At 64.2% G+C, this 22,682-nt stretch carries 19 protein-coding genes; 15 read left to right on the top strand and 4 right to left on the bottom strand.

Translation table 11 applies throughout. The features are described from left to right. Positions 1 to 78: 78 nt before the first annotated feature. The gene (locus V6F88_RS21100) at positions 79 to 1,215 is read right to left on the bottom strand and encodes a polysaccharide biosynthesis/export family protein (protein WP_332611974.1); all 1,137 of its coding nucleotides are present in this window, start codon (positions 1,213 to 1,215) and stop codon (positions 79 to 81) included. Between the two features lie 244 nt (positions 1,216 to 1,459). On the opposite strand from V6F88_RS21100, the gene V6F88_RS21095 reads away from it, so the two are divergent. From V6F88_RS21095 to V6F88_RS21035, 13 genes are all read left to right on the top strand, one after another. Further along, positions 1,460 to 2,869, top strand: a complete 1,410-nt coding sequence (locus V6F88_RS21095; protein WP_332611972.1) for an undecaprenyl-phosphate glucose phosphotransferase — start codon at positions 1,460 to 1,462, stop codon at positions 2,867 to 2,869. A 43-nt stretch (positions 2,870 to 2,912) separates the two neighbouring features. Beyond that, positions 2,913 to 3,392, top strand: coding sequence for a GDP-mannose mannosyl hydrolase (locus V6F88_RS21090; protein ID WP_332612057.1), 480 nt, complete (start codon positions 2,913 to 2,915; stop codon positions 3,390 to 3,392). A gap of 5 nt (positions 3,393 to 3,397) precedes the next feature. Further along, positions 3,398 to 4,828 carry a mannose-1-phosphate guanylyltransferase/mannose-6-phosphate isomerase gene (locus V6F88_RS21085; protein ID WP_332611970.1) on the top strand — a complete coding sequence of 477 codons (1,431 nt, stop codon included), beginning with the start codon at positions 3,398 to 3,400 and terminating at the stop codon, positions 4,826 to 4,828. A 382-nt stretch (positions 4,829 to 5,210) separates the two neighbouring features. After that, positions 5,211 to 5,531, top strand: a complete 321-nt coding sequence (locus V6F88_RS21080; RefSeq protein WP_332611967.1) for a VanZ family protein — start codon at positions 5,211 to 5,213, stop codon at positions 5,529 to 5,531. A gap of 10 nt (positions 5,532 to 5,541) precedes the next feature. After that, positions 5,542 to 6,651 carry a GDP-mannose 4,6-dehydratase gene (gene gmd / locus V6F88_RS21075; protein WP_332611965.1) on the top strand — a complete coding sequence of 370 codons (1,110 nt, stop codon included), beginning with the start codon at positions 5,542 to 5,544 and terminating at the stop codon, positions 6,649 to 6,651. Positions 6,652 to 6,657: 6 nt separating this feature from the next. Beyond that, complete coding sequence (locus V6F88_RS21070) at positions 6,658 to 7,620, top strand: GDP-L-fucose synthase family protein (RefSeq protein WP_332611963.1); 963 nt, start codon at positions 6,658 to 6,660, stop codon at positions 7,618 to 7,620. A 32-nt stretch (positions 7,621 to 7,652) separates the two neighbouring features. After that, positions 7,653 to 8,969 carry an oligosaccharide flippase family protein gene (locus V6F88_RS21065; RefSeq protein WP_120156372.1) on the top strand — a complete coding sequence of 439 codons (1,317 nt, stop codon included), beginning with the start codon at positions 7,653 to 7,655 and terminating at the stop codon, positions 8,967 to 8,969. A gap of 22 nt (positions 8,970 to 8,991) precedes the next feature. Continuing rightward, complete coding sequence (locus V6F88_RS21060; RefSeq protein ID WP_332611960.1) at positions 8,992 to 9,894, top strand: glycosyltransferase family 2 protein; 903 nt, start codon at positions 8,992 to 8,994, stop codon at positions 9,892 to 9,894. Positions 9,895 to 9,906: 12 nt separating this feature from the next. After that, positions 9,907 to 11,211, top strand: a complete 1,305-nt coding sequence (locus V6F88_RS21055; RefSeq protein WP_332611959.1) for an O-antigen ligase family protein — start codon at positions 9,907 to 9,909, stop codon at positions 11,209 to 11,211. Further along, positions 11,204 to 12,331, top strand: coding sequence for a glycosyltransferase (locus V6F88_RS21050; RefSeq protein ID WP_332611958.1), 1,128 nt, complete (start codon positions 11,204 to 11,206; stop codon positions 12,329 to 12,331). The genes V6F88_RS21055 and V6F88_RS21050 overlap by 8 nt, the downstream gene beginning before the upstream one ends. A 13-nt stretch (positions 12,332 to 12,344) precedes the next feature. Further along, positions 12,345 to 13,232, top strand: a complete 888-nt coding sequence (locus tag V6F88_RS21045) for a glycosyltransferase family 2 protein (RefSeq protein WP_104144263.1) — start codon at positions 12,345 to 12,347, stop codon at positions 13,230 to 13,232. After that, positions 13,229 to 13,789 (top strand): putative colanic acid biosynthesis acetyltransferase, encoded by a 561-nt coding sequence (locus V6F88_RS21040; protein ID WP_332611955.1) that lies wholly within the window; start codon positions 13,229 to 13,231, stop codon positions 13,787 to 13,789. The genes V6F88_RS21045 and V6F88_RS21040 overlap by 4 nt, the downstream gene beginning before the upstream one ends. Further along, positions 13,786 to 15,072 (top strand): glycosyltransferase WbuB, encoded by a 1,287-nt coding sequence (locus tag V6F88_RS21035; protein ID WP_332611953.1) that lies wholly within the window; start codon positions 13,786 to 13,788, stop codon positions 15,070 to 15,072. Before V6F88_RS21040 ends, V6F88_RS21035 begins: the two co-directional genes overlap by 4 nt. Positions 15,073 to 15,263: 191 nt before the next feature. Here the strand turns inward: V6F88_RS21035 and V6F88_RS21030 are convergent, their stop codons facing one another. The 3 genes from V6F88_RS21030 to V6F88_RS21020 all read right to left on the bottom strand — a co-directional run bounded on the left by V6F88_RS21030 (position 15,264) and on the right by V6F88_RS21020 (position 19,199). Further along, on the bottom strand, positions 15,264 to 15,929 hold the full coding sequence (locus V6F88_RS21030) for a response regulator transcription factor (RefSeq protein ID WP_332611951.1): 666 nt from the start codon (positions 15,927 to 15,929) through the stop codon (positions 15,264 to 15,266). Between the two features lie 353 nt (positions 15,930 to 16,282). Beyond that, complete coding sequence (locus V6F88_RS21025; protein ID WP_332611949.1) at positions 16,283 to 17,032, bottom strand: response regulator transcription factor; 750 nt, start codon at positions 17,030 to 17,032, stop codon at positions 16,283 to 16,285. A gap of 562 nt (positions 17,033 to 17,594) precedes the next feature. Beyond that, complete coding sequence (locus V6F88_RS21020; RefSeq protein WP_332611948.1) at positions 17,595 to 19,199, bottom strand: glucosamine inositolphosphorylceramide transferase family protein; 1,605 nt, start codon at positions 19,197 to 19,199, stop codon at positions 17,595 to 17,597. A 389-nt stretch (positions 19,200 to 19,588) separates the two neighbouring features. Here V6F88_RS21020 and V6F88_RS21015 point away from each other — a divergent pair, with 389 nt between their 5' ends. Both V6F88_RS21015 and V6F88_RS21010 read left to right on the top strand, forming a co-directional pair. Next, positions 19,589 to 20,260, top strand: coding sequence for a TetR/AcrR family transcriptional regulator (locus tag V6F88_RS21015; RefSeq protein WP_332611946.1), 672 nt, complete (start codon positions 19,589 to 19,591; stop codon positions 20,258 to 20,260). A gap of 70 nt (positions 20,261 to 20,330) precedes the next feature. Next, positions 20,331 to 22,679 (top strand): acyl-CoA dehydrogenase, encoded by a 2,349-nt coding sequence (locus tag V6F88_RS21010; RefSeq protein ID WP_332611944.1) that lies wholly within the window; start codon positions 20,331 to 20,333, stop codon positions 22,677 to 22,679. Positions 22,680 to 22,682 lie beyond the last annotated feature (3 nt).

Raw genomic sequence — 22,682 nt, 5'->3', positions numbered from 1 at the left:
CTCTCCAGACGTGGGCGCCGCGGCGGATGCGGCGCCCCCAAAGGCGTTGTTTTGGGCCCGAAGGCCCCGAAAGGCGGACTAGTTGATCGACTTGACGGTCTGCACCGTTTGCGCGCTCGGGAACAGGTTGCTGATGAAGCGGTTCCACCGCACCAGCGCGGCCGTATCCACGAACACGACGTCTTTGGGTTCCAGCTCAAACTTCGCACCAACAGCCAGAGCTTGCGGCGACTTGGCGTTCAGGTGGAACACCTGCGGCGTCGCTTGCTCGGTACTGCGCACAACGAATATCTGCGATGCATCCGCCGTCAACTGGTTCGGGCCACCCGCCATGCCCAGCGCCTCGGTCAACGACATGCGTCCATCGCGCATCACAACCGTGGTGGGCAGGAACACTTCACCCATCACGAACACCTTGCTGTCGTCGCGCGGCGTAACGCGCACGATGTCGCCCGACTTCAGCATGACCTGATTCAAGTCCTGGCCACGTTCGATCAGCGCGGGCAGGTTCACACGAGTACGGCGGCCATCGCGAATGACATAGACGGCGCTGCGGTCGGCGGTGGGCAGCAAGCCACCCGCGCGGTTGACCGCTTCGAGCAGAGTCATCGGAATGTCGTTGATGGCAACCGTGCCCGGCAACTTGACTTCGCCTTCGACGTAGACACGCTTGCTTCGATAGCCCAGCACGCGTACCGTGATCTGCGGATCCTGGATGTACTTGCCGGAACTATTGACTATGAGATTGCGCGCCTGAAGTTCCGTCAACCCCGCCACTTTCAGCAGTCCCGTATACGGAAATTGGATATATCCAGTGGATGAGACGGTATACCCCGGTATGCCCGAGGCGGTATCCCCCATGACTAGTTCGGTAACCCCAGTCCCGATGGCATAGGTTTGCGTCGGAAGGACGAGTTCGGGGTGATCCCACACCACGATGGAAAGGATGTCGCCCGGCCCGATGCGGTAGGGCTCGACGGTGCCGACCAGCTTTTGGACGCCGTCGTTATCGATCAACGCCTGGCGGTTGCGCAGGTCGTCGACCACCAGGGTTGGCGTGATTTCCTTGATCGGCGCCACGGAATTGGGGTCCATGGGATCAACAAGATGGCCGGAATTAAAGGTCATACCGGGAGACAGGGCGCAAGCGCCCAGCGAGGACACGAGCGCGATAGCGGCGATGGCTCGGCTCAACGTTCCGAAAAATGTCGTCATGGCAAATCCACTGTGAATGACTTCGTTGCTTGGAATGGAGCCCGATGCGTAACGGGTTGCGACATTCCACTCTCTTTTCGAAGCCCCGCACATTCGACGGATGCCCTAAGCCTTCTCCTACATCGTTTGGAGGTTTCGGGTACGCCACGCACTCAATAAGATTTCGTCGGTAGCCACATGTTTTGCGGCAGTGCATCGTTTTTTTCTTCGCCGCAAGAAGACTCCCCACGAACAGGAGTGCGCGATGGACCCGTCCCACTCGGACACATCGGCAAGATTCAGCGGAGCAAGCTATCTGTACCGCCTGCTCGATGCCGCGATCGTGATCGCCTGCGGCCTGACTGCCACCGGTTTGAAGTTCTCGGAAGATGCAATGGCGGACCCTCCGCAAATTCATCTATTCCTGATCTATTTGTGCGGCCTGGGCGTGATCGCCCTGTTCCCCGCATTCCGCCTGTATGTGTCATGGCGCGGGCGGCTATTGACCGATCTGGTCGTGCGCAGCCTGGCCGCGTGGGCCACGGTGTTTGCGCTGGGCATCCTTGTCAGTTTTCTCATGCATCAGACCGCCGCGATATCCCGCATGTGGGCGGCTACCTGGTTCGGCATGGCGGCGCTGACGCTGGCCGGCGTACGTATCGCGGTCTACGCCGCGCTGGGCGCCGCGCGCGATCGCGGGCTGAACAAGAAGAACGTGTTGCTGGTGGGCTTCGGCGCGCTGGGCCATGACCTGTGGCGCCGCGTTGAACGCTACCGGGGCGCGGGCTATGAAGTCGCGGGCATCTACGCCGAGCCGCACGAAAGCCTGCCGCCGCAAGTGCGCCGCCTGCACGATCTGGACAACCTGCATTCCTTCGTGCACGAAAACAATGTGCGCGAGATCTGGATCGTCCTTCCGATGGAGGCGGGCCAGGAATTGCGCGAAGTGCTGTATCACCTGCGCAACGACTTGGTGGATATCCGCTGGATTCCGGATGTGATGTCGATCCAGTTGCTGGGCCATCGCATCGGCGAATTTCTGGGGCTGCCCGCCATCCAGCTGAACAGCCTGCCCGCCGCCGGCGTGCGCGGTTGGGCGAAAGAAGTATTCGACCGCAGCTTTGCGTTCTGCGCGCTGATCGGCCTGTCGCCGCTGATGCTGTCGATTGCGCTGGCCATCAAGCTGACCTCACGCGGGCCTGTGTTCTTTACACAACCCCGCCTGGGCGTGGACGGCAAGGTGTTCCACGTCTACAAGTTCCGCACGATGACCGTGCACCAGGAGCAAGGCACCGTCACGCAGGCCACGCGCAACGATTCCCGCATTACGCGCATCGGCGGCTTTTTGCGCCGCACCAGCCTGGACGAACTGCCGCAATTCCTGAACGTGCTGATGGGCGACATGTCGGTGGTGGGGCCGCGGCCGCACGCGCTGGAGCACAACGAAATGTACAAGGACCTGGTGCAGCGCTACATGATGCGCCACCGCGTCAAGCCGGGCATCACGGGGTGGGCGCAGGTCAATGGTTTTCGTGGGCAGACGGACACGCTGCGCAAGATGAGCGACCGCGTCGAGCACGACATCTATTACATCCAGCACTGGACGTTCCGGATGGACCTGCTGATCATCGCCCGCACGGCCGTGTCGGGATGGACGGGTCGAAATGTCTACTAGTCCATTGGGATGGCCCGGCGCGCCCGCGCGCGCAGCGGCGGCCATGACGGCAGATGCGGCATCCACGGGCGTACTGCCGCGCGCGGACTTCCGCCAGGCGGTGGAGATGCTGCCGCTGGTGTCCATCGACCTGTTGTTGCGCGACGGCGCCGGCCGTTATCTGACAGGGCTGCGCACCAACCCGCCGGCGCGTGGCGCCTGGTTCGTGCCGGGCGGGCGCATCCGCAAGAACGAACCGCTGCGCGCCGCGCTGGACCGTATCGCGCGTGAAGAACTGGGGTTGGCCATTGCCCCGGAATCGTGGACGCCGCGCGGCGTGTACGAACACTTCTATGGCACCAATTTCGCGGGTGAAGCGGGACGCTCCACCCACTATGTCGTCCTCGCGTATGAGGCCGAGCTTTCGTTGGATACCGCAACCCTTCCGCGCGGCCAGCACCATGGCTACCGCTGGCTGCAAGCGGAAGAGATCGCCGCCGATCCCGGCGTGCATCCGTACACCCAGGCCTACTTCAAGGAGTGAGCGCCATGACGAATCCCCCTCCCGCCTACCGGGCAGTCATCCTTTGCGGCGGTTCCGGCTCGCGCCTGTGGCCGCTGTCGCGCGAACTGCTGCCGAAGCAGTTCATCCGTTTGACCGATTCGCGCAGCCTGTTGCAGAACACGCTGCTGCGGCTTGGGTCCGCCGGCGCGCAGGCCAAGCCGATGCTGGTCTGCAACGACGCGCACCAGTACATTGCCGCCGAGCAGGCGCAGGAGCTGGGCATCAAGGACGCGGAAGTGATCCTGGAGCCCTTTGCGCGCAACACCGCGCCGGCCATTGCCGCCGCCACGCTGCGCGCCATGCGCGACGGCGAAGACCCCATCATGCTGATCATGCCGTCCGACCACGTGCTGGAAGACGGCGACGTGCTTCGGCAGGCCTTCGCGCAGGCCTATGAGGCGGCGCGCCAGGGTGCGCTGGTCACGTTCGGCATCACCCCCACCGCGCCGCTTAGCGGCTATGGCTACATCCAGTCTGACGAACCCGGCGTGATGGCGCCCGCGCGCCGCGTGCGCCGCTTTGTGGAAAAGCCGTCGCCCGAAGTCGCGCAGCGGCTGATCGATGACGGCGGCTATTACTGGAACAGCGGCATGTTCGCGTTCCAGGCGTCGGTATTCCTGTCCGAGATGGCGCGGCTGGCGCCCAAGATGCTGGAACAGGTGCAGGCGGCGGTGGCCACGGGGCATGGCGAAGCGGGCTTGTTTCATCTGGATGGGCCGTCGTTCGAGGCCTGCCCCAGCGATTCGATGGACTACGCCATCATGGAACGCACCGACAGCGCCGTGGTGATTCCGCTGGCGGCCTCGTGGAGCGACGTGGGCGCGTGGGACGCGGTCTGGGGCATCGCCCAAAAGACGGTGGAAGGCAATTCCACCACGGGCGATGTGATGGTGGAGGATTCGCGCAATTGCCTGATCCATTCGACCAGCCGGCTGGTTGCTTCCGTGGGCCTGGATGACATCGTGGTGATCGAAACCGCCGACGCAGTGCTGGTCGCGCACAAGTCCCGCTCGCAAGACGTCAAGCGCCTGGTCGAGATCTTCAAGACGCAGCATCGGTCGGAGCTGAACCATCACCGCGAGGTGCAGCGCCCGTGGGGGTCGTATGACTCGGTGGGCCAGGGCCCGCGTTACCAGGTCAAGCGGATCACGGTGAAACCGGGCGCCAGGCTGTCGTCGCAGATGCATCACCACCGGGCGGAACACTGGATCGTGGTGTCGGGCACGGCGCGGATCTACAACGGCGACAAGCAGTACCTGCTGACGGAGAACCAGTCGACGTACATCCCGCTGGGCGAAACCCACAGCCTGGAAAACCCGGGAAAGATCCCGCTGGAAATCATCGAAGTGCAGTCAGGCGCGTATCTGGGCGAAGACGACATCGTGCGTTTCCAGGACATGTATGGCCGGGTCTAGGGAGCCCCCACGCGCCCAGCCCTCCGGGCACGCGCTGCCCCCCGGGGGGGCCACCCCCGCCTTGGGGCGGCCCGGCGGCGGGGGGGAGCCCCCACGCGCCCAGCCCTCCGGGCACGCGCTGCCCCCCGGGGGGGCCACCCCCGCCTTGGGGCGGCCCGGCAGCGGGGGGGAGCCCCCACGCGCCAGGCCCTGCGGGCACGCGCTGCCCCCCGGGGGGGCTACCCCCGCCCTGGGGCGGCCCGGCGGCGGGGGGGAGCCCCCACGCGCCCACCCCTCCGGGCTCGCGCTGCCCGGCGGCGGGGGTGCGGGCCCATGGGAGGAACCTTTCTGGCGACCCGGCGTAGCCCGGCTTTGCCTGCCGGTCGCCGGGCTGTTTTTCCTGGTGTTGATCACCGTGGGGAACCTGCCCGGGCTGGCGGCGGAGATGTCGGATGCGTTTGGGGATAAGCGGCTGCATCTTCTGGCTTACGCCGTATTGACGGGATTGGTCTACCTGTCGGTCAACCGGCGCCCTGCCCTGGTGGCCATGCTGGCGGTCACCGCGCTGGGCGCGCTGGATGAATCAATCCAATCCTTTTTTCCCTATCGACAGGCTGAACTCTTAGACCTTTTGGCCGATATCTTAGCGGCGGGTGCAACAGTAATCTCATTGCACATTGGTTCCGCAGCCTTCGGCTCCTTTCGTGCAGTCACTAAGTCTTAAGGATACAACCATGCCAAAACGGGCACTCATTACCGGCGTTACCGGACAAGACGGGGCCTATCTGGCCGAGTTTCTGTTGGCCAAGGGCTATGAAGTCCATGGCATCAAGCGGCGCGCTTCGCTGTTCAACACCGCCCGCATCGACCATCTGTACCAAGATCCGCATGACAAGCCGCGCAACTTCGTGCTGCATCACGGCGACATGACCGACTCTTGCAGCCTGATCCGCATCGTGCAATCGGTGCAGCCGGACGAAATCTATAACCTGGCCGCACAAAGCCATGTGGGCGTCTCTTTCGAAGAGCCGGAGTACACCGCTAACGCCGACGGCCTGGGTACCCTGCGTCTTTTGGAAGCCATCCGCATCCTGAAGCTGGAGAACAAGGCGCGCTTCTACCAGGCGTCCACGTCCGAGCTGTATGGCCTGGTGCAGGAAACGCCGCAGAAGGAAACCACCCCGTTCTACCCGCGCAGCCCGTACGCCGCCGCCAAGCTCTACGCCTATTGGATCAGCGTGAACTACCGCGAAGCCTATGGGATGTACGCCTGCAACGGCATCCTGTTCAACCACGAATCGCCCAAGCGCGGCGAAACGTTCGTAACGCGCAAGATCACGCGCGGCCTGGCCCGCATCGTGCTGGGTTTGCAGGAATGCCTGTACCTGGGCAACCTGTCCGCGCTGCGCGATTGGGGCCATGCGCGTGACTACGTCGAAATGCAGTGGTTGATGCTGCAACAGGACACGCCCGAGGACTACGTCATCGCTACCGGCTTGCAATACAGCGTGCGCGAATTCATCAATACGGCCGCGCGCGAGCTGGGCATCCTGCTGGCATGGGAAGGCGAAGGCCTGGAAGAAACGGCCACCGTGCTGTTCTCGCCGGTGCACGACGTCAAGCCCGGCCAGGTCATCGTGCGGGTCGACCCGCGCTACTTCCGCCCGACCGAAGTGGAAACCCTGTTGGGCGACCCGACCAAGGCGCGCGAAAAGCTGGGCTGGTCGCCGCGCACCACGTTCGCGGAGCTGGTCAAGGAAATGGTGGAAGCCGACCTGAGGGACGCGCGCCGCGATGCGCTGGTCGAGCAGAACGGTTACGAAATCTACGCCTACAAGGAGTAGCGCGCCATGACGAACCTGGACCAACGCGTGTTCGTGGCGGGCCATCGCGGCATGGTGGGCGCGGCGATCACCCGCGAACTGCAACGCCGCGGCTACCCCAACGTGCTGACCCGCAGCCGGGCCGAGCTGGACCTGGAAAACCAGAACCAGGTGCACCGCTTCTTTTCGACCACGCCGGTCGATGTGGTGTACCTGGCCGCCGCCAAGGTCGGCGGCATCCTGGCCAACCAGAATCATCCGGTCGACTTTCTGTACAAGAACCTGATGATCCAGTGCAACGTGATCCGCGCCGCGTATGCGGCCGGTGTGCGCAAGCTGCTGTTCCTGGGTTCGTCATGCATCTACCCGCGCGAGGCGCCCCAGCCGATCCGCGAAGACGCCTTGCTGACCGGCCCGCTGGAAGCCACCAACGAACCCTACGCCATCGCCAAGATCGCGGGCCTGAAGTTGTGCGAAGCCTATCAGCGCGAATACGGCGCACGCTTCATCTGCGCCATGCCGACCAACCTGTACGGCCCGCACGACAACTACGACCTGCACAGCAGCCACGTGCTGCCGGCGCTGATCCGAAAGTTCCATGAAGGCCGCGAAGCCGGTCAGGACAGCGTGACGATCTGGGGCACGGGCACGCCGCTGCGCGAGTTCCTGTACGTGGACGATCTGGCCAAGGCCTGCGTGATGCTGATGGAACACCCCGACGCCGAGGGCATCTACAACATCGGCGCCGGCAAGGACATCAGCATCGCGGACCTGGCGGCGCTGGTGGCGCGCGTGGTCGGCTATCAAGGCCGCATCGTCTACGACACCGGCAAGCCCGACGGCACGCCACGCAAGCTGATGGATTCGTCGCGCGTGACGGCGCTGGGCTGGCAACCCGCCGTGTCGTTGACGGACGGCATCGCGCTGGCCTACCAGCACTTCCTGCGTGAACGCGCGGATCAACCCCAATCGGCGCTGCCCGTGGCCTGACGGCCGCGCCAGCACTCACCACAGGCATCCCGATGTTTGGATTCGTCAGGAAACACATCGCCGGCAACGCCTCCTTCTGGGGGCTGGTGGAATACGGTATCGGCCCGGTCGCCGCGCTGATCGCGCTGCCCATCCTGTTTCGGCAGTTGGGCACGGTGGGCTTTGGCCAGTACTCGATGATCATCGCGCTGGCCGGCTTCGGCAACGCCGCCAACTTGGGCGCGGCCGTAACCGCCACCAAGCTGGTGTCCGAGCGGATGCACGAGCCCGGCGGCGCCTATCGCGCGGCGGGGGTCAGCATGTCGCTGATCGGCTGCGCGCTGGGCGTGGTGACGCTGGCCGCCGTGTTGTTGTGGGCGGTGGTGGGGCTGGCCTGGCCGGCCGCCACGTTCGGCGGCGTGGCCGTCACGCTGCTGGCCTTGCCGGCACTGGCCATCTACCTGACGCAGCAGTACGACCAATTGTTTTCGGGCTGCCTGAAAGGCCGAGAGGACTTTCGCGCCACCGCGCTGTGCGAGGTCTTCAGCCGCAGCGGCACGATGGCGCTGGCCTGCGCCACCGCCTGGATGACCGCATCGCCCACCTACACCGGCCTGGCACAGGCGCTGGGGTTGCTGGTGGCGGGCAGCGTGAAGATGCGCGTGTTCTCGCGCACCTACGGCCATGTGCTGGTGCGGCCGGTGCGCGATCGGGGCGCCATGATGGACGCCTTCAAGTTTTCACGCTGGTCATGGCTGAACAGCCTTAGCGCGCTGGCCTTCGGATCGGTCGACCGCGTGTTGGTGGGCAGCATGATGGGCCCGGCCGCGCTGGCCATCTACACCGTGGGCGTGCAGGTGGGGCAGATCATCCACACCGCGTCGGTGGCCATCTTCCAGAAAGCCATGCCGCGCGTGACGCGCCTGTCGGTGTCGCCGCCTTACGCGGGCGCCGTCGAACGCGAGATCCGCCGCATGATGGGATGGAACCTGGTGCTGTCCGCCACCGCCACGCTGGCCGTGCTGGCCGTCAGCCATCCCTTGTTGAACCTGCTCTTGGGCGACAACGTGGCGGCCGGGCACCTGGGGACTTTCCAATTGTTGATCGTGGCCTCCGGGCTGCTGTCGTTGAACGCCGCGGCCCACTTTTCTTTGCTGGGGCTGGGCAATTCCCGCGCCGTCGCCATCCTGAACGGGTTGGGCGGACTGGCGATGCTGTGTGTCATGGCGGGCCTTGTGCACGCGGCGGGCGAACACGCCGCGGCGTGGGGCCGCATGGCGTATGCGGCGATCACGCTGGCCGGCGTGGCCCTCGCCATCCGTCAATCCCGCCCCGAATTTCCGGGCGCGTTGCCAGCGGCCACCCGATAACACCTACATGCTGAGGTCTTACATGCGCAAGCGTCATAACGAGTATTCACGTCAGCTCATCGACTTCGTCCGCGAGCTGCGTCCGCCCGCGCCGATCGCCGGCGGCCTGTTGCCCAAGGTGACCATCGTGACCCCCTCGTTCAACCAGGCCAAGTTCCTGGAGCGCACCATCCTGTCGGTGCTGAACCAGGGGTATCCGCGTCTGGAATACATCATCATCGACGGCGGCTCGACCGATGGCAGCGTGGACATCATCCGCAAGTACGAGCGCTACCTGACGTACTGGGAAAGCACCCCGGACCGGGGCCAGTCCCATGCCATCAACAAGGGCTTCGAACGCGCCACGGGCGACTATGTCGGTTGGCAGAATTCCGACGACCTGTATTTCCCCGGCGCCTTGCGCAAGCTGGGCGCCGCGGCCGCACGGGGCCGCGCGCCGATCGTCAGCGGCAACCTGTTCGTGGCCGATGCCAACAACCACATCTTTCGCAAGATCCACTACACGCCCGTCAATCGCGGCACGCTGACGGTGGTGAAGGCGTCCATACCCAACCAGTCGGCCATCTTCCGCCGCGACCTGCTGCGCAAGTACGGGCTGTTGCAGGAAAGCATGCGCTACTGCATGGACCTGGAACTGTGGAGCCGGCTGCTGCGCGAAGGCAAGAACCTGATCGTGCCGGACGCGCTGGGCGTCTACACCGCGCATGACGAAACCAAAACGGCGCTGATGCAGGACGTGCTGCTGGAAGAGCGCGAGCAGATCGTCACGCGCATCCGGCGCACCGAACCGGGCCTGGGCAAGCTATTCGAACTGTCATGCCGCGCGTCCAAGGTGGCCGCGCACGCGCGCCAGGGCGACTTGTCTTACCTGTTCGAAAAGCTGACCACCAAGATTTTCGGACGCGACGACTGGGCCGCGCACTAGGACGACGCCGACATGAGCCCGCACCGCCGCTTATCCACTTTGCACCTGCTGGGCCTGTTCGCCTTCACCGCGCTGGCCCTGAACGACGACCGCTTCATCCTGGGCGTGGGCAGCTTCAAGCTGTCGCCCTTCGATGTGCTGTTCGTGGCCATGCTGGCCGTCAAGGCGCTGCGGCTGGCCGAGCCCAGCGCCTACGCCCTGCCCCGCGGCCTGCTTGGCGCGCTGCTGGGCTTGCAGGCCATGTCGGTAATCTATCTGCTGCTGGTGTCCATGCACCACCCCGGCATTGAAACCGGCGACGTGGCGCGCGACCTGCGCATCGTCTTCTACTTCTTGTGCACGCCGTTCCTTTGCTACAAGGACATCGATAGCCCGGCCGCCTACGCCGTGCTGCAAAAGTACATCGTGGCGGCCTGCCTGGCGGTGGCCACGCTGATGCTGCTGGAACAGTTGCAGGGGTTCAGCGTATCGAACCCGCTGCGCAACGTGCGGCTGGGCGTGTGGGCCATTCCGTTTGGCGTGGTGTCGCTGCTGACGTTCCGGCGCACCTTGAACGTGTCCGGTCCCAAAGCCTATGCGTTGACGCTGTACATGCTGCTGGCGCTGGTGTTTTCGCTGAACCGCAGCCAGTACCTGCAACTGGCGGTGTCGGTGGTGATTGCCGTGCTGCTGGGCACGGGCCCCGAACTGCGCCGGCGCGCGGTGCTGATCTTCGCCCCCGCCGCCGTTGCGGGCGTGCTGGTGTTTGCCAGCATCGGCTACCTGGACGTGCTGACCAACCGCATCTTCAGCGTGGAAAAGCTGGACGAAGATTCCAGCTACGGCGCGCGCATCCAGGAAATGCAGGGGCAGATGGACTACTTTGCCGAAAGCCCCGTGTTCGGCAAGGGCGCGGGCTTTCGCAGCTGGGTCATGGGCGAAAACGGCTTTGAACTGAGCACGTTCGCGCATAACTCCTGGGCCTTCTACCTGATGAAGTTCGGCGTGGTCGGCACCATCATGATCATGCTGCCGCCGCTGTTGATATTGCTGCTGACGCTGTTGCGGCGATACGCGCATCCCGGCCTGGAAATGCACCGGCGCTACCTGCTGGCCACGGCGCCCATCTACATCTTCATCGATTCCCTGTCCGGTGGGCTGGCCTATGCGCCCAAGACCGCGTTCACCGGCTTCCTGTTGTGCTATTGCCTGTCGCTGATGCGCAATGCGCAGATCATGCCCGTGCCCCGCGCGGACGCGCCCCGTTCCCCGCTATCCCCCAGCCACCGTCCGGATGCCGTGCGCCGGACGCCACCTCGAGTGATTCCTCATGCCTGATGTCTTGTTTGTCGCGCCAGACTTGCACGGCGGCGTCGGTAGATGCGTTGCCTTCATCGTGGATGCCCTGCCGGAACAGGGCGTTGATTCGGGCCTGTTCCTGCTGCGTTCGCGCAACCGCGAATACCCCGTCGCCAACCCGAAGGTGACGCGCGCCCTGCCCATCATTGAATCGCCCACCAAGCTGCGGCTGATGCTGCCCGTGGCGTTCATGCGCCTGTTGGCGCAGATCCGCCGCGACAAGCCGGCCATCGTGTGTTCGCACGGATTGCTGTGCAACATGCTGGTGGTGCTGGCCCGCAAGATACTGGGCGGCACGTTTCGCACCGTGGCGTTCGAGCACAGCAGCCCGGCCATTCATTACGGCGCGTCAAAAATGCGGCGCCTGAAGTGCTGGCTGGTCAGCCAGACGTATCGGCGCCACGACGCGGTGGTGGGCGTGTCGCGCGGCGTCAAGGAAGACCTGGTCAGCATGTTTCCGCCGCTGCGCGGCAAGGTCCACACCATCTATAACGGCGTGCCGCTGGACAACGTGCGCCGCCAAGGCGCGCAGCGCACGCAAGGCGACGCTGCCGCGCCTTATCACGTGGTGGCGGTGGGCCGGCTGGAAGCCGTGAAGGACTATGCCACGCTGGTGGATGCGGCCGCCTTGCTGGACGACCCGGGCATCGCCTTCACCATCCTGGGCGAAGGGTCCGAGCACGACGCGCTGCAAAAGCGTATCGACGAGCGCCCCTCGCGCAGCCCCGTCACGCTGGCCGGCCACATCGACAACCCGTTCCCCGTCATCGCCAGCGCCGGCGCTTTTGTGCTGACGTCCATCCGCGAGAGCTTCGGCAACGTGCTGGTGGAAGCCTTGTGCCTGGGCGTGCCGGTGATCTCCACCGACTGTCCGCATGGCCCCGCCGAGATTCTGGACGCCGGGCGCTACGGGCTGCTGGTGCCGGTGGGCGACGCGGCGGCCTTGGCCGACGCCGTGCGCCGGCTGGCCTACGACGCCAAGATGCGCGAGCAACTGGCCGCGCAAGGCCCCGAACGCGCCGACGCCTTTTCCCTAGAGCGGCACTGCCGCAACGTCATCGCGCTATTCCAGCCGCTGATGCAACGCGGCACGCCCTGAACAGGACAGCATCATGCAGAAAATACCGGTATCCGTGGTTGTCATGACGAAGAACGAAGAGCGCAACATCGCCAAGTGCCTGAAGGCGCTGGTGGAGTTCGATGAAGTGTTCGTGGTGGACTCGAACAGCACCGACGCCACCTGCGCGATGGCCACCGCCCTGGGCGCGCGCGTTTCCAATTTTCAGTGGAACGGCAAGTACCCGAAGAAAAAGCAGTGGTGCCTGGAGCAACTGCCCTTCTCGCACCCGGTGGTGTTGTACGTGGACGCGGACGAAGAAATGACGCCGCAGCTTGCCGCCGAAATCCGCGAGGTGCTGCCGCGTTTCGCAGCGGGCGCGGGCGGCGCGTTCGTGCCCTTCGATTACGTGTTCTGCGGCAAGAAGCTGGTGCACGGCCACCGCGTCTACAAGTTGGCGCTGCTGGCGCGCGACCAATCGCGCTTTCTGGATTACGACGACCTGGACGTGGCGCACATGTGGGAAGTGGAAGGCCACTACCAGCCGCAGGTCAAGGGCGAGACCTTTGCGCTGCGCCAGCGCATGGTGCACAACGACCACGATTCCCTGTTTCACTATTTCGACAAGCACAACCGCTATTCGGATTGGGAAGCCAACCTGCGCACCAAGGGCCTGATGAACGATCCGCGTGAAGCCAACGTGGGCGCGCGCGCATTGCTCAAGCGTATTTTCCAGGCCATGCCGTTCAAGGCACCCATCTCGTTCTTGCACTCGTATGTGTTCCGCCTGGGTTTCCTGGACGGCAAGGCGGGCTATGACTACGCGGTGGCGCGCGCCATGTACTACTGGCAGATCCGCATCAAGACCGAAGAACTGCAAAAGGCCCGCCTGGCGCGCGCCAACGGAACGCAAGCGGACGCCGTGCCGGGGGCCGCCAAATGAGCGCGCTTCAGCAATTGGACCGCTTTGCGCTGGCCCCCGGCCAGCGTGGCCGCTCCGCGCTGACGGTGCAGCTGTGGTGGACCGTGCAGGCCACGCTGTTTCGGTGGTCGCCCCAGGTGGCGTATGGGTTTCGGCGCTGGCTGCTGCGCTGCTTCGGCGCGCAGGTGGGCAAGAAGGTATTGATCCGGCCGACGGCCACGGTGACCTACCCGTGGAAAGTACAAATCGGCGATTACGCCTGGATCGGCGACGACGCGGTGCTGTACAGCCTGGGCCCCATCCACATCGGCGCCCACGCCGTGGTGTCGCAGCGCAGCTACCTGTGCGCCGCCGACCACGACGCCGGCCAGCCCGACTTCCCCCTGCGCGAACGCGCGGTGCGCGTGGAAGACGGCGCGTGGGTCGCCACCGATGTTTTCGTGGGGCCGGGCGTAACCATCGGCCGTGAAGCGGTGGTGGGCGCGCGCAGTTCCGTGTTTCGCAATATGCCGGCGGCGATGGTGTGCCATGGCAATCCCTGCCGCCCGGTGCGCCCGCGCATGGCGACGGCGCCATGAAAATTCTGATCTACGGGATCAACTACGCGCCCGAACTGACCGGCATCGGCAAGTACAGCGCCGAGCTGGCCGAGTGGCTGGCCGCGCATGGGCACGAGGTCAGCGTGGTGACCGCCCCGCCCTACTACCCGCAGTGGCAAGTGCACGACGGCTACCGCGCCGGCCGCTATCGCAAAGAAGAGCGGCGCGGCGTGACCGTGCGGCGTGCGCCGCTGTGGGTGCCCGCGCGCCCCGGCGGCCTGAAGCGGTTGATCCATCTGGCCAGCTTCGCGGTGTCCAGCCTGCCATCGCTGCTGCGCGCGGCAGCGGGCCGGCCGGACCTGATCCTGGTGGTGGAACCGGCGCTGTTCTGCGCGCCCGCCGCATGGATCACGGCGCGGCTGTGCGGCGCGCGCGCGTGGCTGCACATTCAAGATTACGAGGTCGACGCGGCCTTTGAACTGGGCCTGCTCAAGGGAGCGGGCCTGCGCGCGTTGGTCAAGCGGGGCGAGCGCTGGCTGATGCGGCGCTTTGATCGCGTGTCCACCATTTCGAATCGCATGCTGGACCTGGCCCTGGCCAAGGGAGTCGAACCTGATCGCGCGGTGCTGCTGCCGAACTGGATCGACGTCAACGCCATCACACCGCGCGCGCAAGGTGGGGATTACCGTGCGCAACTGGGCATACCCGCGAACGCGATCGTGGCGCTGTATTCGGGCAACATGGGCGGCAAGCAAGGCTTGCAGACGCTGGCCGACGTGGCGCGGCGCCTGGGCCGCGAAAGCCGCCTGTGGTTCATCTTTTGCGGTCAGGGGCCCGAGCGCGCGCCATTGGAAGCGGCGTGCCAGGGCCTGCCCCGCGTGCGCTTTCTGGACTTGCAGCCGGCCGATCGGCTGGGCGCGCTGCTGAACACGGCCGATATTCATCTGCTGCCGCAACGCGCGGGCGCGGCCGATCTGGTGATGCCGTCCAAGCTGACCGGCATGCTGGCCAGCGGCCGCCCGGTGGTGTGCGGCGCGGCGCCGGGCACCGAGCTTGCCGGTGTGGTGGCGCGCTGCGGGCTGCTGACGCCGCCCGAGGACGCCGAGGCCATGGCGGAGGCGGTGCGCAAGCTGAGCTACAACGCGCAGATCCGCGAAACGCTGGGCGCCAACGCGCGCCAGTACGCGCTGACCCACCTGCACGTGGATGCGGTGCTGGCGGCGGCTGAACGGGAGTTCGCGAAGGTGGTGGGCAAGCGCGCAACGACGGCAGCGGCGCCGGCGCCAACGGTGGATGTGGTCCCGCGCGAGGGTGAACGGTAACGGCTACCCGCGTGGAGGATCCAAGCGTTGAATGAACGGTAGAGATCGATGGATCCCTACCGTTTTTTTATTTTGCTTTGCTTTGCTTTTGCTTTGCGTTGGCTTTGCTTGCGCGCTTTCCGGCAGCGGCCAAAGAAACGGCCGGGCGTTACCCCGGCCGACAGGCGTGGCCTGCAAGGGGCCGGCGCCCCTTAGCCCGGCCCATCCTTCTTCGGGGTGGGCGGCGGGCCGCCGCTACGCACCAGGCCCATCTGCACCGCGATGTAGGCGGCCTCGGCCTGGTTGCGCGCATTCAACTTCCAGTACAGCGTGCGCGCGTGGCTCTTGACCGTGGCCACGGATATGCCGACATGCTGGCCGATCTCGCGCATGGTCTTGCCTTGCACCAACAGTTGAAGAATCTCTTCCTGGCGCTGTGTCAGTTCACGCAATTCCTGCATGGGCGCCTGCGCCACGCCTTGGGGCCGTCCGGCCGGTTGCGGATAGCATTCGCCCCCCGCCACCACCAGGCTGACGGCGGCGGCCAGCGCGTCTGGGCTGGAAGCCTTGGGCAGATAACCGGCCACGCCTGCCCGCGCACACGCCCCCATCACGGCGGGGTCCAGCACGGAATACAGCACCAGTACCAGCCTGGGCATGAAGAAGGCCATGGCCTGCGAGATAAGCCCGATGTCCTGTTCCGCAACGCCGCTGCAACCGATCACCAGCAACTCGACTGGGCGGTTGATCGAACTGGACATGTTAAGGAGGTGAGCTGGCGATATTGCCAGGATGTCGTCGGCGTTCCGTACGCGCTCCAGCACATGCTGGATCGCGACGCGAAGCAGAGCGTAGTCTTCGATCAGTACGGTTGTCATCCCGGGGAGAACCTTGTGACACATGGCCCATTCACGGTTCCCATGGCGTCGGCGCATCACGCTGCGATGGCAGGTTATGTGCGGCGCCAGCCCCAAGGGAATCTTGTCCGCGCTATTGGGTCGCGATTGCGAGGCGTTGTGATTCGCGCTCTCGACCCATGCTTGCGGACACGACCCATGCTATCAGCGGCACTGTTCGCTGAATCTCGTTCAGGAGGATGATTGGAGGAGGAAAGCCGCATCCGAAATGTCTGCGGGCACTGCGATGTATGACTTAGGCGGGATGGAGGGGCGAACCCGGCAGCAACAGAACAGACCTGTTCCTGGCTGCCGGGCAGGCGGCGCGCCCATTACTACCCAAGCTTGCGCCCATAGATCTGCCCGGCGTCCGATTCCCTGCCATTGGGCTCATGCCATTCCAAGGTTGCGCCGCGTTGCAGCGCTGCGTATACGGCTTCGCCCTTGTTCTTGACATGCAGACGCTGGTAAAGCGTGCAAGCATGCGTCTTTGCGGTAGCAACCGAGATGTTCAGCATGCGGCTGACCGTCTTGATCGGATACCCCCTGGCCAGCAACACCAGCACTTCGTACTGACGCGGCGTGATCTGAAGCAGCTGCGCACCGGCGCTGACCGGCATGGAGCCCTTGCTGGAAGCGTCGTCGCCATCACGTGGCGGCAGCGCGCAGACCGTCGAGGCAGGCGCTTGCAATGCCTGCTCGCTGGGGAAGCACTGACCGCCGGCCATGACCAGGCGAATCGCGGCTTCCAGAATCTCGACCGAAGCCGTCTTCATCAAGCAGCCATACACACTGGCGCCGGGCAAGCCTTGCACCGGCATCGGCAACGGCATCACGTCCGTCAACAGCAGAATCCGCTTGGGCGTCAGAACACGCTGAATTTCATGCAGCGCGCTCCATGCTTCGTCGGTATCCACCGGCAACCCATAGATCAAGAGATCGGCGCCAGCGTGCGCGCCATCGGCCTTGGACAAGTCCGCCAAGCCCATACCCTCGATTTCCCACACATCGTCCAACTTGCTGAGTATCTGCCACAACCCCAACCGCAGTAGCGGATGGGCTTCAATCAGGACCATCTTGGCCATGGTGTCCTCCCGGTTTTTCGACGGGCCTAGAAGGGATCTTCGCTGTGCTGAAGACTATTTTTTTTCCAGCCCCGCGGGGGTGGTCCGCAATATCCCGGAATATCTAATGAAGCTGGACCGGGGCATTTGGGCTGGGCAACTTTGGTAGCCAACATAACGGATGGCATGGACCCATCTTATGGTTCGAAACCTTCAAAATCAAGACGTTTCAGGGCGATATAATCCGATAAAAACAGAAATCATTCGTTAGCCTTAATCACTCTCGTAAATATGGATGAGAGCTGTCCCTCCGCCTTTCTACCGCTAGGGTTTTCACCAGCTTTCCCAGGCACCCGGGCGGTCTCCCCCTATGAGGCCCTGCCCCGAAAGGCTTGAATGGTAACGATTTGGGCCAAAAGCGGGCAGCAAAAAAGCCGCAGCGGGTCGCGGGCCCGTGGCGGCCGATATGCCGAAATCTGCACCGAAGAACTTTCGATATGTTTCCGCGGACACACCCCTGCCCGCTCCGGATCATCGAATCGAAATATAGGTAACATTTTTATTTTGGCGCGCCGGGCTTCATTTACTCCATATAGGCGAAGTCAAATACGGTATGACCCCCCTGATGGTGCCAATGGTGCATTGAAGCATGACGCTTGCGTAAAAAGCTGGCGTAGTGAATTTCGCCATCCGTTTCCACATACGTGGATGGTGTCAGCTCTTCGATACGGTTCAGCGACACGCCCTTGCCGTAGTGGCAAAAGCCCTGGTACTGGGCACAGCGGATCACCTCTCCGCTAGGCGAGACAACGATCCCCGCGTTGCGGGCGCGCATCGGGTTGCGCACGATGGGGTTGCAGGCGTGCGGCGTCCACTCGGTCGAGCGCGGCGAATCCGAGAAGAACGCGAATAATTCATCGCAATGGCTTTGGCCGTCTGTTCTATCGATATTCGTTAATAACCACCAATATTCTCCGTGTTTAAAAATAATGGTATCCACGGCGGATATATTAGTCATTAACGTGACATCGAGCTCCCATTTCAGGGGAAATTCAGTGCATTTCCATAATTCAATACTGCGATTTCCGCACGTTTCCGGAACCATGTAGGTCACACCGTCGTGTTCAAAAATATACGGGAACGACAGGTGATAAGGCAGGTTCAAGGCAGTGCCCAACAGTCGGAAAGCCCCGTCGGAGTAGGTCGCGACCGAAATCGTGCCCTTCCGTGAAGTGAAGTCGTAATCTTCAAAAAATATATATGGTTTTTTATCGTGCGTATAAACAAACGGATCTGCGAAGAACCTACCTTTGGGAGGTTGCAGCACCATGGCTTCGGATACCACCGCCTGTTGCCGGGATGACGGAAACATACCAATCCGCCAACGCACATTGCGCTTCATGATGCGCCGCACAATCAAATCCGACATTAACCACGCCTGGCGCGCAATATACGCCGCGCTGTCCCACTCCCCGGGGTCGGCCCGGCGCGGGCCGCTCATGATCTGCATGTCGGGCGCCGGCTCGCTCTGGCGGGCGCGCGCCAGGGCCTGCAAGGCGTCGTAGACCATGAAATTTCCCAGGCTGAAAGCGCGGGCCTGATTCTTCAACCAGAACACTTCCGTATTGAAACTGCGCTGGTCCAGCAGTTCATCCTGCTCGGCCGCCGCGCCGATTCGCCAGAGTTTGACGGTCGTGTGATCCTCGCGCTGAAAGACCTCCCAGAAACCGGCGTAGCGGCTGGTCGACACGGCAATATCCGAATAGCTCAACTGCCAGACCCCCAAGCGCGCCCACTCGGCCATTTGCTCACGGGCCGCGCATGACGAACCCAGCGTGATGACCAGGTCCAGCCCCAAAGCCGTCACCGCCTCCTGGGCCCCCGGCGCGGCCTGCCCCGCCTCCAGCGGCAGCACCGGCACTGACGGGGACGGCATGCTCTTGCGCAAATCGGCGCACGACAGCATCTGGCGTTGCTTGGCCGGCAGCATCCGGCCCTCGAAGCGCGACAGCGTCCCGAACAGTGCCCTGACGGCCAGGCGCGGCGCCGCCGACGTCGCCTCGGCGTTCATCACCAGTAAGGCCGAGATGTCGAAATCCTGACTATGGACGAGCCAATCCACCATCTCATGCATCCAGCCGGGTTGCTCATACCCGTCAACCAACAGTCCCACTCGGTACGTTTTCATATGTCCCGCTCCTGTGTCAGGGCGTCTAGGGCGAGCGCACCGGCCTGGTGCGCGGGCGAGCCCCTTGCATCGCCGGTACAACGCAATTGAGTCCTCGCGCTGATACTGCGGCGTTTTGCCCCTGCCTTCCAGACCACATTCATCCTAGGTCGGCCGTCCGAGGACGAACGGTTCAGGATCGTGCCGGCGGCCGAGGCGCGCTCATGCAAGTGCGTGCGTCAGCTCATCCTTCCGGTCTAGCTGACCCGGTGCAACAAGCCCGCCACCTAGTGCACAAGGGATGTTGCAGGCGCACGTTAGGGGTAAACCCTATTGGGGATAGCCGAGGCTCGCTTCTCATTCTTCGCTAACGCATAATGATTTTTAAACGAACGTTTGAATTCAACCTTATGCAAGAAATCAGAACTCCCACTACCCGCGAATCCATCCTGGACACCGCCGAAGCGCTGTTTGCGCAGCAAGGCCACGAGGGCACCTCGATGCGCCAGATCACCGGCGCGGCCGGCGTCAATCTGGCCTCGGTGAACTATCACTTCGGCTCGAAAGAGTCACTCGTGCAGGCGGTGCTGAAACGGCGGCTGGAAGTCCTGAACCGCGAGCGCCTGCGCCTGTTGGACGAACTTGAGGCGCAATCCGAAGGCAAGCCCCTCAAGCCATCGCAGATCGTCGACGCTTTTTTCGGCACGCTGCTGCGCCTGGCCGCTGACCCGGCCCAGGCCGGCAGCACCTTCCTGCCGCTGCTGGAACGCACAATGACCGAGCCGTCCGATTTCATCCGCGCCCTGTTCGCGGAGGAATACGCCGACGTGCTCGAGCGCTACCGCAATGCCCTGTTTGCCGCGCTGCCCGATGTGCCCAAGGCCGAAATCGTGTGGCGCTTCCAGTTCATGCTGGGCGCCACGTCGTACGCCATCATCGGCACCGACCTGCTGCGATCCGTCACGGGCTGGCAGATCGACGAAGCCGAACAACCCGACAACCCCGACCTGCTGTTGCCCCGCCTGATGAGCTTCCTGCTGGGCGGCTTGCGCGCCCCGCTGCCGCCGGTGGCGGGCGCCTAGCCGACATCGGCATCGGCATCCTCACAATTAGAACCAGACCGACCAGAACACCCATTACGGAGACAAAGACATGTCCGCAGTCATCCTCACGCTAGTCGTCATCGCGGTGCTTGCCGCCATCGTGCTGGGCGTGCGGCCACTGCGGCGGGCGCTGCTGTCGGCGCCCATCTTCAATCTGTACCGCAAGGTGCTGCCGCAGATGTCCGACACCGAACGCGACGCCCTGGAAGCCGGCACGGTCTGGTGGGAAGGCGAACTGTTTCGCGGCCGCCCGGACTGGAGCCGTCTGCTGGCCTACCCGCGCCCGCGCCTGACCGATGCCGAACAGCAGTTCCTGGACGTCCAGGCCGAGCAGGCCTGCCGCATGGTCAATGACTGGAGCGTCACACAGGAACGCTACGACCTGCCGGCGGACGTGTGGACCTATCTGAAGTCCCAGGGTTTCCTGGGCATGATCATCCCGAAGGAATACGGCGGCCTGGGCTTCTCGGCGTATGCCCATTCCGAAATCGTGACCAAGCTGTCGACGCGCTCGTCGGCGCTGGCCGTGTCGGTGATGGTGCCGAACTCGCTGGGCCCGGCCGAACTGCTGCTGCACTACGGCACCGACGAACAGAAAAACCACTACCTGCCGCGCCTGGCGCGTGGCGACGAGGTGCCGGCCTTTGCGTTGACCAGCCCCTGGGCTGGTTCGGACGCCGCGGCCATTCCCGACAGCGGCATCGTCTGCAAGGGCGAATGGCAAGGCCGCGAAGTGATCGGGATGCGCGTCACCTGGGACAAGCGCTACATCACGCTGGCCCCGGTCTGCACGCTGCTGGGGCTGGCGTTCCGCCTGTACGACCCCGATGGCCTGCTGGGCGGCAAGAAAGACCTGGGCATCACCTGCGCGTTGGTGCCGCACGACCATCCCGGCGTGGACACCGGCCGCCGCCACTTTCCGTTGAACGCGATGTTCATGAACGGCCCGACGCGCGGCACCGACGTCTTCATGCCGCTGGACTTCATCATCGGCGGCCCGGCCATGGCCGGCCAGGGCTGGCGCATGCTGATGGAATGCCTGGCGGCCGGTCGATCGATTTCGCTGCCGTCTTCCAACACCGGCATGTCCAAGCTGACGGCGCGCGCCGTGGGCGGCTATGCCCGCGTGCGCAGCCAGTTCCGCATGCCCGTGGGCAAGTTCGAAGGCGTGGAAGAAGCGCTGGCGCGTATCGGCGGCCACACCTACATGATGGATGCCGCGCGCAGCATGACGGCGGGCGCCGTGGACCTGGGCGAGAAACCGTCCGTTGTGTCCGCCATCGTCAAATACCATGTGACCGAACGCGCCCGCCAGGTCGTCAACGACGGCATGGACGTGATCGGCGGCAAGGGCATCTGCCTGGGCCCCAACAACTTCCTGGGCCGCGCGTATCAGCAGATTCCCATCGGCATCACCGTCGAAGGCGCCAACATCCTGACGCGCAGCCTGATCATTTTTGGACAAGGCGCGATTCGCTGCCATCCCTACGTGCTGGCTGAAATGCAGGCGGCGCAGTCGCCCAACGCCAAACAGGGGCTGGACGACTTCGACCGCGCATTCTGGGGTCACGTCGGCTTCGTGGCCAAGAATACGTTGCGTACCCTGGGCACCGCGCTGACCGGCGCGCGCTTTGTTGCCGTGAACGCCGACGTCGCGCCCGACATGAAGGCCTATTACCCGCTGCTTAGCCGTTATTCCGCCGCTTTCGCGCTGCTGGCCGACTCGATGATGCTGGTGCTGGGCGGCAGCCTGAAGCGCCGCGAACGCCTGTCGGCGCGCTTGGGCGACGTGCTTTCGCAGATGTACCTGATCAGCGCCACACTCAAGCGCTTTGAAGATGAAGGCCGTCAGGCCGCCGATGCGCCGCTGGCGCACTGGTCGATCCAGGACGCGCTGTTCAAGTTGCAGGAAGCCTTTGATGGCGTGCTGGCAAACACGCCCAACCGTTTCGTGGCCTGGACCTTGGCGCGGCTGATCTTCCCGTGGGGCCGCACGCAAACGCCGCCGTCAGACGCGCTGGGCCAGGACGTGGCGCGGCTGTTGATCGCCCCCAGCGCCACGCGCGACCGCCTGACCTCGGGCTGCCACTTGCCCGCCACCGCCGACGAGCCCGTGGGCGCCATCGAACTGGCGTTGGCGGCCACGCTTGCCGCCGAGCCCATCGAAGCCAAGATCCGCGAACTTGAAAAGCGCGGCGCCCTGCAAGGCAATCCGCAAGCCAACGTGCGCGACATCGCCGACGCCGCCTACGCGGCCGGCGGCATCACCGCCGAAGAGTACGCCGTGGTCAAACACCGCAACAGCTTGCGCGATACCGTGGTGCAAGTGGATGATTTCCCCTTTGACCTGGGCAAGGCGCAGGCCGACCGGCCCGCCGCCGAACGCAAGGTCGCCTGACGG

This window comes from Achromobacter sp. ESBL13, from assembly GCF_036668755.1.
GTDB lineage: Bacteria > Pseudomonadota > Gammaproteobacteria > Burkholderiales > Burkholderiaceae_B > Achromobacter.
Note: the sequence above shows the minus strand (reverse complement) of the source record. Positions and strands in the feature narration are given on the sequence as shown.